The organism is Flavobacterium sp. FlaQc-30 (assembly GCF_044005885.1).
Taxonomy (GTDB): domain Bacteria; phylum Bacteroidota; class Bacteroidia; order Flavobacteriales; family Flavobacteriaceae; genus Flavobacterium.
Genome location: NZ_JBIPCO010000006.1, coordinates 38,850 through 56,689, shown reverse-complemented (window position 1 = coordinate 56,689; position 17,840 = coordinate 38,850). Strand labels below are relative to the sequence as shown.

Genomic DNA, 17,840 nt, shown 5'->3' with positions numbered 1-17,840 from the left:
TATTTATATTAGGATAACTATAAATTTTATATAGGATAACTATAAATTTCAGTACAACTGAAAGTGTACTTTTTTTTAGGATGATTTTAAGTGAATTTTATTCACACTAAAAAAAACCTTCAATAACCACATAATCAATATTTTAAACAGAGTTATTCTATTTTAAAAACGGCACTCTTTGAGTCAGATTTATCACATAAAACACTATAAGGTTATAAGTAATTTCTAACAAGTATTTTAAAATAAATTTATATAATAAGCATAATAAAACTTACTTAAAATCATCCTAAAAAACAACTACAACCACTCAACATTATCCTACATTATGAAGATTATAAAATTTAAACTCTTAGTATTATAGTAAAAAAGCAAAACAAAATGTAAGTTTTTACTTACCTAAAAAACCGCAAAAGAGCAAACTTATTAAATATAATTAAAAGAACATTCATTTTTATAAACAAAACACAGATATAATCGACGAAATACAAATAAAGCCGACAAAATACAATATCTACTAAGAATAATTTGATTCTCTTCCAAAAATAAATTTTTCTTTATTAAAACATGATTATCTCAAACTATTCATAAATAGACAAAAAAAAATTACAAATAATAAAAAAGTAATGAATCTATACAACGTTACAGCAAACTTTGGAAGCGAAAAATCTTTTAGATTTCATTTTTAAACTAGAACAAAATAAAATCAGGGATTAAGTGTAAATGCGGAAGTAAAGTACATTTTTGAATAAAAAATCGTTAAAATTATGAATATAAAAAAAATGCAGAAGTGGAATTTCATTACATAGCACTACAATAATCCAAAACTCTAACTTATCATTTTTAGCTTGACGTAAGAATATGTTTTTACTAATAGCAACAAAAAAAGGATTTTCGCGTAAAAAAATTAAAATGAATTAGGTCTTAAACGTTACGAGCCTATTTTATCTATGGTCTATAAACTTGGAAAAACAATGAAAATTAGAGGAGCATTTTAATTTTATCTTTTAGAAAAAATGATTGAATTTGGAGATAGTTATTTCACAATTAGATCTACTGAAATAAAGCAGGAAAGAGGAATATGAATGTAGTACTATTAAAAAATCTTACAGTACAATTATAGCAAAATTGACCGTTTTAAAAGACATAGAAACGAGATAAAAATCAAATTAGTGTAATATGTATTTTAAAACAACGGTTTTAACAAATCATACACGTGAGCAATAAATCAAAGGATACTAGTATCTTTTTTGAAAAGAGCATCCTTTTTACAGAAAAGAGTACCTACTTTAAAGATATTGCAGATTGTGTAGAAATTCAGATAACTGAAAATCAAATAAAGAAACAACTACAGAAACTTTAAGATGAAGTCAAATTGCAATTAGTAATATAAAAAAAACATAGGAACTTTTTATAAAATTAAAAGGAAAAATCATCAATTACCCCCAAATAAGTTCGTTTTAAACTTATTTTATAGAAGATCTTTGAAAAAAAATATTAAACAAACTAATGATAATGAGCATTACAGGAATATGCTTTAAAGGAGACAATCAATGTTAAAAAAATCAAAATTTTACGCCAAACACTTTATAAGTCTTTAATATTTTTAATCTTTAAATTAAATATTCAAAACACAATAAAATTACCATTTTAACTAACATAAATTACAAAATTCGAAATAAAACGTTCCAAAAATTCCCAAAACATCTTCACTTACTCTTGATTAAATTACAGCAGATATTCCGATTAAAATTTCACTATAATCTATATTAAAATCATAGTTGTAATTTTTGTATCTAATGTTTTTTTAAGTATTAATTCACAATAATACATTTACTTAAAATAAATTCACTTAAAAAAATTTGCTATAACAACTACTCCATTGTAATTAAAAAGATAAAATATTAAACAAACCTCTTTTACTGAAAGCACAGAGGTTTGCTCAACAAAAAACTCGAAATCACTTAAATTTTAATATTTTTTATCAGCACTAAAAAATTCAAAGATTATTATTTTTTTTCGCATTGCTTAAAGTATAGCAATAATTTGCAGAGTTTTAAACCTTAATCAGAGACCAATAAAAAATGCACTATTTCTTCTTTAACTACATATTTTTTTTTCAGTCCTATTACAGATATTATTCTCATTTTAGCATATCAGTACTTCACTTCTACTTGGGCCTTTCTTCACTACATTAAAAAAAACTTTCTTAATCTACATTGTCGTGTCAATACTTTTTTTACCATTTTATTTTCCATTGCTAATATTGTTTTTTTTTCGATTTCGAAATAGGAATCCAATTCATTGATGCAATACCATACGCATATTTTTATATTCTTTCAATATCAAAATTCTGTCTAATCCACTCACGAATTACCTGCCATAACTCTAATTATTGCTTGAGATCAATTCTTCTAAATTTCTTTTATTCTCTTTGTTAATTTCAGCTTTAAAAAAAAACTGAAGAAATAGTATTTTAAAAGACTTAAAGCATAAGATCTTAATAGCTTAAATTGTCTCTTTTTTCTCTTTAGATTCATTTTCTAATGAGATAGAGTAGTTAACAATTATTATTCCTTTGATAATATGATCTTTCGAAGAAACCCCATAAATAAAAGCATCCAATTTCGGGTCAGGATCGTTAAAATGATAAGAATGTTCTATCTCTACTTCATTGTAGCCTATTTTGCAATTATGATGTCTCGCATCTAAAAAGTCTTTCTTTGCTACAAAACTCATAATATACCCTTGACAGATAAGCCCCTCTAAGGCTTCTGTTAAATTTGTATATGGATTCATATTTTAATCTTTTTTTTTATTTCACATCCAAAGAAATATCCATCTGTTTTTAATTTTGATGTACTCTAAAGGTAGTGATTTAATTCCATTGAGAGTTGATAAATATCCAAAAGGTATCTATAGACAAACATTTGAACCGATAGATTTGAATTATTATTTTTTTATATCTCACTAAAATAATATGTTTTGCAAAACCGGCAATTTTTCTTCTATATCGGCAATCATAAACAATACCATTTTTGAAAAACCAGCCGTTTGTATTCTCCTGGACAAACTTGAAGTCTCTATTACTTTTGATTTTATTTTTGAATGAAGCTTTAAAGGCTTTACAAAGAAATAATCATAAAGCATACTGTAATTGTAGTCAGGATTTGATTTGATCTCTTGTATTTGATCTCCGTACAAGGTTAATCTTTCAGTCAAGAGTTTTTCGACATCTTTAATTTGATTCATTAAATTATGATTTTCGAGATAAAAAATAAGCAGAGTTGCTATTTGATCCCATAATTCATTTTGCTGTTTAATATTACTTTTCTGCAGTGCTGCCACACAATTAAAAAAGAGCACTTCAAAGGATCCTTTCTGGCTTATTTTTTGAAAATTGTTTATTTTCTCTACCTCTGAGAATGCTATAACAAATAAAGATTGTGCTGTATTGTAGGGAGAATATCCATTTGACAAAATACTTCTTTTTATGTTATGATTACTTTTATCAGTTAATTTTTGGAGTATGCGCTGGTCAAAACTACTGTTATGAAAATTTTGAAGATCGTTTAGTATCTGATTAAAAATCATGTACTGATTTATATTATCCAAAAAAATCCACTCTCTTCTCTGGCTATTGTTTTCAATGGTATTGGATTCGATAATAATGGAAATTATACCTGAATATTGAACAAAAAAAACAGCAATAGCCCCTCTTAAATTAGACGAAAATAATGTTATCTCATCCCTGCTGTCATCCTCTATCACCAGCTCTTTGTCCAGCTTTAGCAATAAGTGGATTAGTATAGAGAACTTTGAAGTTATTTGCGTCTTTTTTTTCCGAATCGCATTATAAATGATACAAAAAAGTACCGTTAAAAAACCAATACTGTAAAGAGTCCACATGATATAAAATTTAAGATTATAATTTGAAGTCCATTAAAATTTAGAAAGGTGAAGGCTGATTTTTAGACAGTTTTAATACAGTGCGGTTTATATAAGGGAATAAAGCAACTGCAATAAGAGTTACAATCAGCATTGCGCAGATCATCTCATAATAATCAATTGCATACCTAATGTGATTTTGTGCATTAATGGAATTAATTAACACTTTATTGGCGGCTTTTCCAGCATAATGTCGTGTCGCTCCGTCTTGAATCAGTGCTGTTTTAAAATTATTTACAGATTGCAAGGCGGCAGGGTTAAGATTGGAAATCTTATCCTGAAAAGTATTAAAATGTTTGCTTTTAGCATATAAATCAAAATAATTCATCAAACCAATACTCAAATAAAAACCAAAACACCTCATAAACAAACACATTCCTGCTGATGTCACACTGAGTCGCTCTGGCACAGAGGAAACCATAAAAATAATGGAAGGTGTCATTAAAGTCCCAACTCCTAATCCCTGAAGCAGTAGCGGCGCATAAAAGTTATTCTCATTGGCCTGCGAAGTAAAAAGAAAAATCATCCAGGCGTGATAAAACAGCAATAAAGAAAAACCATAGATCCATAACAAACGTATCGGACGATGCTGCAGGACAAAAACACCGGAAATAATCACACCAATTATAATTCCAAGAACATTAATTAAAGTAATCTCTCCGACATGAATAGGATCTAATTTTAAAACGGTCAAAAAATACGCTGTGGTAATTGAAAAAGCAAAACGACAGATGTAAAAAATTACAATTATCATGGCTCCTATTTTAAAATTCCTGTATTTAAAAACCTCCAGATCAAAATAAGGACGCTTTAATCTGGTTTGTCTCAGAATGAAAAGTCCTCCAAAAATAAAGATCGAAACTACACTCCAAAAAATCCGCGTATCCTCCAGCCAATAATATTCCTGGCCATAAACCATGATATAGCCTATAAGACAAATTGAAATGGCATAGAATAAAAAGCTCGCCCAATCCAATTGATATAAAGGAAATTTAACATCCAGCCTGACATTGTTCATAAATAAAAGCAGTGCGATAAGACTCGGCAGATACGAAAACATGGCACATTTATATACAATATTAAAATCAAAGGAATCAATGATTTCTGCCGTTATAAAATTATTAAAAGGAATCATGCAGACCAGCATCCCAAAAAATATAGAATACCCAATAACCCGTGCCCGCTCTGTTCTCAGACGCGCATAAATAAGTGCTAAGGATAAATTTACCGTCATTGTAAAGGCCATTCCCTGAATAAACCGGAAAATGAATAAAACGGCCATCTCTTTTGTACTGTAGCAGATATAAGAGCTTATTATCTGAATAATTGTAATTATAATAAAATATTCTTTTGCTGCCAGAAATTTAAAAAATCGTCTTTCAAGAGAAAAGAAACTAACATAACCTGCATAAAATAGAGCTACTGAAAAATACACATCATAAGTTTCACTTCCTGTATTTCCTGCAGCGGCATTAATATTGGCCATGGGCAGAAAAAACAAAACCAAACTGGGAAGCAGTACAATAAAGAGCGTTATTTTAACCAGCCACTCCGGAACCCATTTTTTAAATAAAAAACCTTTTGGAAGCATTTTAGTTTTGTTTTTTAGCAATTGAAACATTTACGTTCATTCCTGCTTTTAATAAATCAGCTTCGTTTTTAGGGTTTGTAACGCGGATTCTCACCGGAACCCTTTGCACAATTTTCACATAATTTCCAGTTGAATTATCCGGGGGCAGCAGCGAAAAACTTGAACCTGTAGCAGGCGAAAAAGAGATTATGACACCTTTAAAAGTTTTGTTGGGATACGCATCGACAATAAAACAGGCAGTGTCTCCTAGTTTCATCGAGCCTATTTGCGTTTCTTTATAATTAGCCACCACCCATTTATCGGTTTCTGCATTAACAATATACGCCAATACTTGCCCGGCATCGATCATCTGGCCTTTCTCAACAGTCCTCCTTCCCATAAAACCATCATAAGATGCCGTAACTGCGGTGTAAGTAACATCTAGTTTATGGCGATCCAACAGCGCTTCAAGCCTTGTAATTTCAGCCCTAACTACGGCTTCTTGCGACTGTGCATCGTTTATTTCAGATAATGACGCCTGATATTTATCGGTAGTCGCCTGCGATTCGGCTACAGCTATATTGTAGGCAGCCTCAATAGTTTCTAATTTCTGAGGTGTCGCTGATTCTGCCTGAACTAATTTTTTATATCGGGTATAGTCCAAATCTTCTTTTCTTAATTCGGCATTAGCCACATTAATCTTTGAGAGATTTACTTTGGCTGTTTTATTAAGTGTTAGCACTTTGCTTTGCCAAACTTCAAGCTGGGCTTTTGCATTTAGAAGTGCCGCCTCTGTTTGCTGCTCTTGAATACGATACTCCCTGCTGTCAATAATCAAAAGGGTATCTCCTTTTTTTACCGGCTGATTTTCTTCAAATTTAATTTCGGTGATAAACCCTCCTGCTCTGGAAATCACTGGATTTATATACTCCTGAACCTGAGCATCATTTGTTTTTTCATTTTTATAAATATCCCATAAGGATGCAATACCCCAAATGCTTAAAATGCATGTTATGGCTATTGCAATCCAGCTTGTTATTTTGGTTATTAATTTGTCTGTAACGGTATACGTGTTTTTATTTTTCATTTTTATAGTGTTCCTAAAACATTTTGAAGTTGATAGTATTGAATTTGTGCTGCTATTTTTGCTGAAGCGAAATCAAATTTGCTTTGCAACAATTGAATATCGGCATCTAAGAGATCCGTAATAAGGGCCGTTTGGTTAAAGTAGTTTTGCTTTACAATCCTTTCATTTTCTTCTGATTGAGCTACATCATTCTTGGCTACATCAATTTTTATGAGTGATTCTTTAAAGCGCAGATAGTTTTCATAAACCTGTTGTCGTATTTTATCATCGATGTCATGATGTTCTACTTCTTCTTTCTCTAAATTTAATTGGGCTGCTTTTACTTTTGGCCTGTTGATATAAAGCTCTGAAATTGGTATGGACGCCCTGACTCCAAAAATCCCAAGAGTATAGTTGCTGGGTGAATAGGGATACAAGAAAATTTGAGGATTGGCCAGATAAAATTCGCCATATATTCCAATTTTTGGTTTTACATTAGCCTTGGTACTTTTAAGTTCTATTTTTCTGAGGTCGACTGTCTTTTCTGAAATATGATAATCATACGACTTATTCTTCGCCACTTCCAAATAGCTTTGATAAGATTGCAATTCAAATAATCCAGGATCTAATTCTTCATACGGATTGACCAGCTCCAAATCAGGCAGTCCTGCTAAAACATTAAGTTTTTGATTGGCAATGGCAATATCGTTTTCTATTTTAACAAGCATCATTTTCTGGTTGGACAATTTGAGTTCTACTCTCAGGACGTCGCTTTTCAAAATCACACCATTTCTATAAAGCGCTTTAATTTCCTGCAGCTGTTTTTCCTGATTGGCAATATCTTTGATCATGAGTTCTTTAAAAATGTGACTCCTTTGCAAATTCAGATAATAGACTGCTCCTTGTAATTTGATCTCAGAAACCGTCATCTCTTTTTGCACTTTGGCAATCTCAAAAAGCGTCTTTTTCTTATCTATTTTTAAGTTTAATTTATTTCCGTTGTAAATATTCAAATACATATCTGTACTTACTTTATACAGCCAGTGAATCACTTCATGCTGGGTCGGCTTGCTGAAAAGGCCGTTTTCATAAACCGGAATATTGGTGGCATATTCATAATTTCCTTTTAGACTAATTTCAGGAAGACGCTCGATTTTGGTTTCTGAAATTTCCACTTCAGCTATATTTGATTCTAAAGTATTCAAGTGAATTTTCTTGCTGTTATCAATAACATTTTTCCACATCTGATCAATGGATAATGGAGTTGATTCGAGGCTTGGAATCAATTTATTTTGGGAAAAAAGTAATGAGGTTTGTAAGGTTAAAAAGAAGCAAATTAGTTTTTTTGATGTATCGACAAACATTATAATTTTATTTTAGACCACAAAGATATAATCCAAAAACCTCTTACTATTTATACAAAATAGACGATTATTTAATCATTCGAGCCAATCTTAAATTTAGCTGTAATTGGACCCGAAAGTTCTTTTATTTTTGTTTGAAATAGCTTTTGTTCTTAGCAAAATTCCTATTGCATTTTGTATATTTGATATAACCCTTGGCATAAACCATATCCTCATGAGCCTAATTGCTTCTTTACCTGAAATCGACAATTTATCATCTTCTGTTTTTGTGATGCACGAACGCTTTGAAAAATTCATTCCGCACCATAGCCATGCCAAAGGGCAGTTGTCATATGTTGAAGGAGGATTAGCGTATCTTCAGATAAATGACCGGCATTATGTAATTCCCGCAAGGCATTATTTTTGGGTTCCTCAGGGATTAACACATATCTTAAAAATTGGTCATTCAGGCACCGTTTTGCGTTCCTTATTTTTTTACACCCATGATGATGGCAAACATCCATTTTATTCAGAGGTTGGCATTTATCCTATTAATGACCTGCTGATGGAAATGATCAAATATTCTGAGTCTTGGGATGGACATATACTCCCTGGTGAGAGTCGTTATCTTTTTCTATCGGTCATTAAAAATATTCTCCCTGAAATAAGTGCCAAGAGGCTTCCAATTGCATTGCCTTTTACAGAAAATGAGCGTATGAAGCCTATCTTAGAATGGATTCAAAACAATATAGCAGATACCCATTCACTGCATAGCATAGGTACTCAGTTTGGATTAAGCGAGCGCACTTTATCGCGATTGTTTCAGTCTACTTTAAATACTTCGTTTTTACAATACCTGAAATTACTCCGAATGGTAAAAGCCATTGAGTTAATGCTGCAAACCAACTTATCTGTGAGCGAAATTGGATACGCCGTTGGTTATGGCAGTTTGCCAGCTTTTAGCAATACTTTTTACCAGCTGACCAATTTTAGACCCTCCGATTTTAAAAAAAATTTTTAAGATGAAAACAATAACTATAAAAAGAGTCTATGACCACAAAACCGCTGACGGATCCTATCGGATACTGGTTGATCGATTATGGCCTCGCGGAGTAAGAAAAATAGACTTACAGATTGATGAGTGGAACAAAGAAATTACGCCATCGCCTGAACTTAGGAAATGGTTTGACCACAAAAAAGAGCGTTTTGAAGAATTTTCCAGACTCTACATTCAGGAATTAATGGCAAAAGACCAAGAAATAAACAGAGTGAGATCCATTGCAAAAAATGAAGGTGTAACTTTATTATATGGGGCAAAAGATCCAGAGATAAATCACGCTGTAATTTTGATGAATTATTTATTGAAATAAAAAAAAATGTATTTATTAATAAATCATCCTAGAAAATAAAACTATAGAAAGAACTATGAAACACAATCCATTTTGACCCTAAATAGGAAAATAATACGATTTACTGTTATTGAAAACAATAAAAAACAGCGCATTGAAACCTACATAGACGAATATCCTAATTTAATGTTTCTGCTCAGAGACAGGCTCTATTTAGATAGTTTTGGCGAATACCAGGGTCATGGAAGATGTGCAACCTCTATTGTAAAAGCAAAAGGGATAAAAGGAAATTCAATTATAAAAGAAAGAAATGAACCCTCCACTTTGTCCAAAATGGATATACGGATCCAGACACTCGGCTGTCATGCCAATTATACATCACAACTGATTTAGATAATTCCGAAATTGAAATTCTTGAGTTTTAATAAATCAATTAAAACAAGAATAAAGCTTAAGTAAAAAAGAAATAACTCCGATACAATATCTGACTCATTATTACTAAATTCAATTATAAATTCGTCTATTTTTTTGGATGTAATATAAAAACAGGATTTAAGACTACATTTGAAATTATTACAATTTGATGATTATTCAACAAATTGATAGTATTTAAGAATCAGTACCTATCAATAAAGATAAATTTGAAATAAAAATGCCTTAACGAAGTTATAGATGGCAATAAGAAAAGTAAATTTAAAACGATAGCAAGAATTGAATATAGTAATCCATAAATATTTCAGTATTTTTACTTTTTCACAATGTCATAGATAAGACACCGTAATTAAGTTTGTAAACATACATTAATATATTCAACAACCTTCTTAATTTGCTAAAACCACCGACAGATTCAAAATACAAACTAATACTTAAATCCATTTTACACAATTTAAAAACGCTTTTTTTCAATCTTACTTTTGCAATACTGTAAATAATCTACACCGTATCAAAAACTTGTTACTTAACAATATTCAGTATCCTTTTTGAGTTATATACAGGTCATAATTAAGCAGAAAAATAACTTCCTTCATATAATTTCTTAAAACAAATCTTTAATTTTATTTGTTTTGTTAATCGTCATTTTTCTGTTTTAATTTTTAAAAAAATCTAAATCTTCAAAATATTATCCAACTCTAAAATTGAAATACCAGAGCACATTACTTTTGGTGCTTTTACTAGCTTCTCAACCAAAATATGAATTGGAATAGGTTCATATCTTTTTAAAACTCCTAATGCATTAAATGTTTTTATTATCCTCATTGCAATTTTTTCGCCCCTTAAATATTTACCGTTCCTTAATATCAATCCGGGCCTAAAAATAAGAAACTGCCAAAAGTCACACCCTGCAATTCCCTCCTCTAAAACTATTTTTAACGGAGAATAAAAAACACTGCTCTTTAAAGAAGCGCAGTATGACGAAATCATTACACAAGAACTAACCTCATTTTCTCTAGCAATCCATGCAAATTTCCAGAATATATCAAAATTAATTTCCCAGTATTTTTCTTGAGAACCAGCTTCTTTTAAAGTAGTTCCCAAGCAAGAAAAAAGAATATCACCAGTAATTAATTCCTTATAATTTTCCAACTTCGAAAAATCTATAATATACTCTCTAAGTTTAGGATGCGATTTACCAGAAGATCTTCTTACAAAAACTACTACAGAATTGTAAGTATTGTCTTCTAAAAGTGCATCTGTTAAACATTTTCCTACTGAACCAGTGGCTCCAATTATCAATGCCTTCATCATCTAAAATTTGGTCTACAAAAAACTACTATTCTTTTTAATCAAAAGACAATTAATCTTAATGAAAGATAATCTTTTTTCACTTTAAAAACTTTAAAAACAGTTTTTATTCGTACTAAAGATACAAAAAAATAAAAAAATAAAGTAAGCGACATAAACCACCGACAATATATTACTATAAAAAAAAAATAATTCAAATCTTTTTATTTTCATAATTACGAAAGATAATAATATACCCTGTTTACCAAATTAAAATCTTCAATACGTAGAGGTATCTGTTTTAATTATATACAAACTATAAAACATAAAAAATACACGATTAAAACACTTTCACATCACATTCAAGAAAGTTTTGCGCTTGCAAAATAATTGGAATTCATCTTCAATATCTCCATAAGTGAATATATCATTTACCAATCTTCTTTTATTTTGTCAAATTTTAGAATAGATGTGATAATAGTATATAGATAAATATCAATTCATATATCGTATTTATTACGAAACTGGTCACTATATATATCGGCAACTTCAATTCTAGTTTAACTTTGAGTTGACGCTGATAAAAAGTTTTGATTTTTTTTCACATTAAATAAAAGCTCATCTATAGCATGATCTTTTTTTGAAATGTAGAGCCAATGTTACATATTGTTTTAAAGTTTGCTCTTTTATTGCTCTTCCACATTGGGGAAGATTTAAATCGAATTTAATCTCCAATTCCAAATTCTCATCAATTACCACGATTATTGGTATAGGCTTTGTAAACGTTATTACATCTTCCACAATTAAGCATTTCACTATCAACACTTATATCGCTAATTCCTACAATTTATGAAGATTATAAGTAGTTTCATAAATAATATTGAAGGTAAGATTTTCAATATTAGAAAATGGATTCCTTTCAACATATATTTCACTCGAAAATTTAAAGTAGATAGTTGATTTTCCTCTCTAAACATACGTTTTCGATCATTTTCATCTCGAGGAATACCTGTTGAGAACGAAAATTGACACTCCTGTAAAGTAATTTTATCTCCCCCATGAGTTACTCTTAAAATAATTTATTCACTATCATGTTTAGATAAATCGTTAAAACTTCCTATTAACTCTAATACATGACGATTATTTGCAGGGTCAAAAGTTAAAATACCGGGTGCTTTTCTTTCTTCATTATGAGATAGAAACCACAAACCTTCAAATTCCAATTTATCAATAATGAAAATAATTTAAATTTTGTTAAAAAATATTTTTCGTAAAATCACATAATTCTTTTGTGATTATTTACAAAATTACCGAAAGAATTATTCACCATACAAAGGTACAAACTTAAAATATGTGTGTTAGACTCGACTGATCATTAGATCGTTTTTGTTAGGACGAATTAATAAATATCTTAATTTGACACACCGCGTATATTATTAAAAATATCATAAATAAAACCGGAGTCAAGAAATATCTCTAATCCGGTTTTACCAATTACGCACAAACATTAAAAATAAAATTACTTTACATCCTCAATTTTAAAAAAAATCTTTAATTGTATTATAATGTTATATACGTCCAATCGAAAACAATTAATGCTTAGCCCACCAAAGCGGAGTAAATACATTATCACCGCCAGTACCTAAGAATCCAACCGCTTGTGCATATCCTGTTGGATTTGAATTTTTCAAATCTGAAATATATTTCAAACGTTGTGGGAAGAAACCAACCTGATTACTCATATAATTAGAACTTGTCAAAGCAGGTAAATTAACTAAAGGAAGCTCTATCGCAGGATTTTCAAAGAAAGGCAAACCTAATCTTCTCTGATCATTCCATCCTTCTAGCGGCAACCAAGGTGTCTGTGAAATAAATTTTTGAGTTATAATTTTAGTCAACAAATCATTTTTCACTGTTCCATTTTTATACAAAGTATTACTAGGATATAAAATTGTAGTTACACCTGCTACATTTGTATAACCATCTACATATTGCATTACATGGCTAGCAGGTGGTTCAATTGTGTGATTCCAGCTTACAGAAGTTCCTGCTCTGTTGTAATCTTCAGAAGTTAAATAAGCCCCCAAATAAGAAGAAACACCCCAATACTCAAAATTCGCTTTAATACCAGATTCGTAAGCCGTTTTAGCATTCACTGGAACTGCCCAACCTCTTACAGCAGCTTCTGCAAGTAAAAAGTAAGTTTCCCAAGAAGCAAAAAAGATGCGTTGACTCTTACTCGCTCTAAACTCTTGAGATAAACGTGGCATTGTACCATTGAAGGATCTAACTTGATTCATACTACCCATTGCTCCCCAATTTCCAGCAGCAAAAGCATTCCAAGTATTTTTTGCCTCGATGGTCTTAACTACTTTACCACTAGTATCTACCAAATCTCTTTTTGTCGTTTCTGCACTGTCATCCCATGAAGGGTATCCGGAAAAATTAGAATTTGTAAAATCCCCAGGAATAATAAATGTCTTATATGCACGTGGATCAATCTTATTTGGCAAACCATCCAACCAATAACCAGCTGCAGGCTCATTCGTTTTCATTGTAAAATGATTGGCAAATTTTAATCCAATATAATCTGCTGGTTTAACACTGGCATGAAAAGAGGGATTTAATTGGTCTGTCGATTTTATACCTCCTAAACCAATATAAAGATTATTTAAGGTTACAGACATAATTTGCGCATTCCATTCGCGACTCATTACTCCAGTCAAATCACTCCAACCATCTTTTTCTTGTACCTTAAAATTATCGTTACCATCAATAATCAATTCTTCAGTCGCTGCCGCTTCAAATTCAACTTTGGCTTTAGCAGGATCAACTTCTGATAAACGCATTGCTAAACGCAAACGCATAGAATTAGCATACTTTCTCCACTTTTTATAATCATATTGATAAGCCGGATCTTCTTTCTTTAAAATATCAGGACTCACTACTGAAACATCTAATTTTTCAGAGGCATCTTTAAGCTCGGCTAACAAGAAATAATAAACCGATTTTAGATCATTGAATTCTGGATTCTTACCCTGAAATGCTTCAATAGCTACAGGGCCAAAGTTATCCGCCAATTCACTCATCAAATAGACTCTCCAAATACGTGCTACTTGTTTTAGATTCCCCGAATAAGCTTTTACAATTCCTTTAGTCTCTTTCTCATCTGCCACCTGAATCGCCGTATTGATCGAATTTAACCAGCTTGCAGAGCTATTGTAATAGGCAGATGACCAACCATCGTCGTAGCTACCACCAGAGATTCCGGTACTTAACATTTGATGCCCTGCTGTTTTCCAATAAAGAACGAAAGATCGCTCTGCTGTATCAGGATTCATTTGTGCTCCTATTATCGAATTATTTATAAAGTATTCTACCTGTACCTGATCAACATTGGCAGCGGTAGGATTCGTGTTGATCTCTTCAAAATCATTACACGAGGCAAGCATCGCAAGCATTGCGAAAACTAAACTTAATTTTTTTATTATATTTTTCATGATATACATTTTTAATTTAAATTAGAAGCTCAATGCCAAGTTTAACAAAAACGTACGAGTAGTTGGTGCTCCGCCATTTTCAAAACCAACAGCATTCGTTCCTGTTGCAAAAACAGATTCCGGATCAAGTCCGTTCATATGACTTTTAATCATCCATACATTGTTGCATGACATTCCGATTTTTGCTTTTTGTATCATAGTTTTAGCTAAGAATTTAGCTGGAAAATCATAATTAAACTGTATGTTTCTTAATCTATAATTAGTCGCATCGTATATATTGGCCTCTGTTATTCCTAAGTTACCTGTAGTAGCAATCCTTTCCCAATACAATTGACTGTTTGCTGCTTTGGTATTTTGAACGTAACCAGTCCCACTTGCAACAACACCGTCTGTCAAAATATCATTTCTTAAACCATTGACTACTGTTTTAGACGAAGTTCCACTAGCCTGCATAGCTGCTAAAGTTCCCGAAAACATTTCGCCACCAAATCTGGCATCAATTAAAAAGGCTAATGAAAAGTTTTTGTATGCGAAGGTATTGGTTATTCCCAACATTCCTTTAGCTTGTTGATTTCCTAAACGTACTGATGGACCATTATTCACTTGTGGCAACCCGTTTCCATCAAGTATTAATTTTCCGAATGAAGGACTTGCTTTATCGGTTACTCTCAAAAATTGAGTACCGTATATTTCTCCATATTTCTTACCTACTTCTGCGACTACAGAAACGTTGTCAAATCCTCCTAAACCGTAACGTGTTACTCCGTCTGCAAGTTTATTGATCATGGTTTCGTTTTTAGAATAATTAGCGGTTACATTCCACATTAACGATTTTGGATTCGTTAAAATTTTTGCATCTACTACTAATTCAAGTCCTCTATTTTGAACATCACCCGCATTAATTTTTCTTGAATTATATCCACTTAATGGATCCATTGGAAGATTAATTAACTGATTAGTCGCATTTGATTTATAAACGGCAAAATCGATACCAAATCTACTTTTGAAAAATCGCAATTCTGCACCAAATTCAGTTGATTTAATCAACTCACTTTTTACATTTTTGTCGAATAAAACTTTCCCTCTAAAAGCCGTAACATTTCCGTTAGGATCTTTACCAATTCCGTACACATTATCTAATTGGTATGGATCTAAATCATTACCTACAGAAGCGTAACTTGCTCTTAATTTACCAAAAGAAAACCAGTCTGGTAAAGTTTTACCCATAGAGGTCAACATATCTGTAAACACATAAGAAAGACTCACCGATGGATAAAAGAATGAACGATTCTCTGTACTCAAAGCTGAAGAATAGTCGTTTCTAAAAGTCGCATCTAGATATAAAAATCCATCATAACTAATCTGAGCCGATCCGAAAATAGAATTAATTGATTTTCTACTAAAACCTTCCGTAACTTCTGGATTCCCTTCCGCATTATTCAAGGTGAATAAATTCGGTACCGCCAATTGTCCTGTACTACTATTTATAGAAGACGATTTACGCGCCATCAAGTTCCCTCCAAGAGTAGCCATACCACCAAATTTACCAAAAAGATTATCCTTTTTAGCCACTAATAAGGCTTGGTAATTCGTTTCAGTAAAAGTTCCCTTTCCTAAACTATATCTTCCAGTAGGAGTCAATGGACTACCTCCATAAGTTTTTGCATTTGAGTTATTAGTGTACATATCCCCACCCGCTTTAACTTCAGCATTCAACCAACTTGTGAATTCATACTTCAGCGAAGCATTCATCATAAAACGATCTCTCACGTCTTCATTCAAATTGTATTTACTAGCCCAATAAGGGTTAATTCCGCTTCCGCTTCCGTACCAAAGCATATTCCCATCAGGTTTAGTTGCAGGTCTAAATTGTCTGATATCTAGTGATACTGGAAAAAGGTTCATAGAATAGAATTGGTTCGTTCCATTAGGTCCACCTATGGTTCTATTGTTTGCTTTTGAATTGGTATATTGCACTTTGGTATCCAATGTCCAACGGTCTCCTTCTCCAAATTTAGTTACCGCTCTAGCCAATAAGTTCGTTCTCGCTAATTTAGCCCCAGGAACCATACTTTGATCTTCCATACGATTAAAAGAGGTGTAAATCGAAGTTTTTTGGATCGCTTGCTGAAACGAAAGACTGTTATTTTTAGTTAGACCGCTTCCGCTAAAAAAATTTGATACATTATCATAAGACGCTAACGATTCTGTTTTTCCATCCCAATTTGTTAAAGTTTGACCTTCAATTTTAGGTCCCCAACTAGCTCCAGAAAGACGATCAAAAACACCATTAGAACCTTGACCATAATCTCTTTGCAATTTAGGTTTGGTAAAAATGCTTTCAAAACCAACTGAAGAAGTAAAAGTAATTCCCAATCCTTTTTGTTTTTTACCGGTTTTAGTGGTAATCAAAATAACTCCATTACCTGCTCTAGATCCATAAAGTGCCGCAGCAGAAGGCCCTTTTAAAACCGAAAGACTTTCAATATCTTCTGCATTCAAATCTGAAATTCCATTCCCCATATCAAGACTTGGATTCCAAAAATCATTATTAGATGCACCGGTAAAGTTATCCATTGGCACCCCATCTACTACAATAAGAGGTTGATTATCACCTGTCAAAGAGTTAAAACCTCTCAAAACTAATTTTGAAGATCCTCCAGGACCTGCACTAGAACGTACTACCTGTAAACCCGCTACTTTACCAGTTAAGGCATTCGCTAAGTTAGGTTCTCTGGCTTCTACCAAAGATGTACCTTTTATTTCCTGAACTGCATAACCTAATGATTTTTTTTGCTTCTTAATTCCCAAAGCAGTTACCACTACTCCATCAAGTTCATTTGTAGCAGTTTCCATCCTGATTTTCATTCCATCAGTAGCATTCACTTCCGTTGTTTTAAATCCAATTGAACTTACAATTAGAGTCGCACCTCCTTTTACTGAAATTTTAAAAGCTCCATTTTCATCAGTAGTTGTTACTTCTTTTGTTCCTTTTTCTCTTACAATAACAGATGGAACAGGCATATTTGCGTTATCTGTAATTACTCCGGAGATTGTTTTGTTTTGTGCCTTCGTTCCTTGGAAACACATCACCATTAGAAAAACTAATAGTGATTCATATAACAGTTTTCTCATAATTAATATTGGTTTGGTTTGGTTATTGATTTGTTTAATTAAAGGATCTTGATTTCATTAAAGCCTTTAATTTTTTTATTACTTGTACTCATCACAAGGACATAGTAATAATTAGGTTTCTTAATTAATACATCTTTAATTTCTTTTACATCATAAGCGTTTAGTTTGTTTAATAATCTATTTTGTTCCCTGTATTAGCTCTTTATCCAA

At 31.8% G+C, this 17,840-nt stretch carries 11 protein-coding genes and 1 pseudogene; 3 read left to right on the top strand and 9 right to left on the bottom strand.

Features of this window, described 5'->3' with window-relative positions; all coding sequences use genetic code 11:
• The first annotated feature begins 623 nt into the window (after positions 1-623).
• Positions 624-1,557, top strand: a pseudogene (locus tag ACHRV0_RS14255) (IS1595 family transposase).
• 948 nt (positions 1,558-2,505) lie between these two features.
• On the opposite strand, the gene ACHRV0_RS14250 reads toward ACHRV0_RS14255, so the two are convergent.
• From ACHRV0_RS14250 to ACHRV0_RS14230, 5 genes are all read right to left on the bottom strand, one after another.
• On the bottom strand, positions 2,506-2,796 hold the full coding sequence (locus ACHRV0_RS14250; protein WP_395441308.1) for a hypothetical protein: 291 nt from the start codon (positions 2,794-2,796) through the stop codon (positions 2,506-2,508).
• 171 nt (positions 2,797-2,967) lie between these two features.
• Complete coding sequence (locus ACHRV0_RS14245; protein ID WP_395441307.1) at positions 2,968-3,906, bottom strand: hypothetical protein; 939 nt, start codon at positions 3,904-3,906, stop codon at positions 2,968-2,970.
• Between the two features lie 40 nt (positions 3,907-3,946).
• Positions 3,947-5,536: a beta-carotene 15,15'-monooxygenase gene (locus tag ACHRV0_RS14240; RefSeq protein ID WP_395441306.1), complete on the bottom strand. Its 1,590-nt coding sequence runs from the start codon at positions 5,534-5,536 to the stop codon at positions 3,947-3,949.
• A 1-nt stretch (position 5,537) separates the two neighbouring features.
• Positions 5,538-6,602: an HlyD family secretion protein gene (locus ACHRV0_RS14235; RefSeq protein ID WP_395441305.1), complete on the bottom strand. Its 1,065-nt coding sequence runs from the start codon at positions 6,600-6,602 to the stop codon at positions 5,538-5,540.
• A gap of 2 nt (positions 6,603-6,604) precedes the next feature.
• Entirely contained in the window at positions 6,605-7,945 is a 1,341-nt protein-coding gene (locus ACHRV0_RS14230; RefSeq protein ID WP_395441304.1) for a TolC family protein, read from the bottom strand.
• 106 nt (positions 7,946-8,051) lie between these two features.
• Between ACHRV0_RS14230 and ACHRV0_RS14225 the strand changes: the two genes are divergently transcribed.
• A complete protein-coding gene (locus ACHRV0_RS14225; protein ID WP_395441303.1) occupies positions 8,052-8,945 on the top strand; it encodes a helix-turn-helix domain-containing protein in 894 nt (297 codons plus the stop codon).
• A 1-nt stretch (position 8,946) separates the two neighbouring features.
• On the top strand, positions 8,947-9,294 hold the full coding sequence (locus ACHRV0_RS14220) for a DUF488 domain-containing protein (RefSeq protein WP_395441302.1): 348 nt from the start codon (positions 8,947-8,949) through the stop codon (positions 9,292-9,294).
• A gap of 1,083 nt (positions 9,295-10,377) precedes the next feature.
• Here ACHRV0_RS14220 and ACHRV0_RS14215 read toward each other — a convergent pair.
• The 4 genes from ACHRV0_RS14215 to ACHRV0_RS14200 all read right to left on the bottom strand — a co-directional run bounded on the left by ACHRV0_RS14215 (position 10,378) and on the right by ACHRV0_RS14200 (position 17,630).
• Positions 10,378-11,016, bottom strand: a complete 639-nt coding sequence (locus ACHRV0_RS14215) for an NAD-dependent epimerase/dehydratase family protein (RefSeq protein WP_395441301.1) — start codon at positions 11,014-11,016, stop codon at positions 10,378-10,380.
• Positions 11,017-12,074: 1,058 nt separating this feature from the next.
• Positions 12,075-12,203 (bottom strand): hypothetical protein, encoded by a 129-nt coding sequence (locus tag ACHRV0_RS14210; RefSeq protein ID WP_395441510.1) that lies wholly within the window; start codon positions 12,201-12,203, stop codon positions 12,075-12,077.
• 384 nt (positions 12,204-12,587) lie between these two features.
• A complete protein-coding gene (locus ACHRV0_RS14205; RefSeq protein ID WP_395441300.1) occupies positions 12,588-14,495 on the bottom strand; it encodes a SusD/RagB family nutrient-binding outer membrane lipoprotein in 1,908 nt (635 codons plus the stop codon).
• A 21-nt stretch (positions 14,496-14,516) separates the two neighbouring features.
• A complete protein-coding gene (locus ACHRV0_RS14200; RefSeq protein WP_395441299.1) occupies positions 14,517-17,630 on the bottom strand; it encodes a SusC/RagA family TonB-linked outer membrane protein in 3,114 nt (1,037 codons plus the stop codon).
• Positions 17,631-17,840 lie beyond the last annotated feature (210 nt).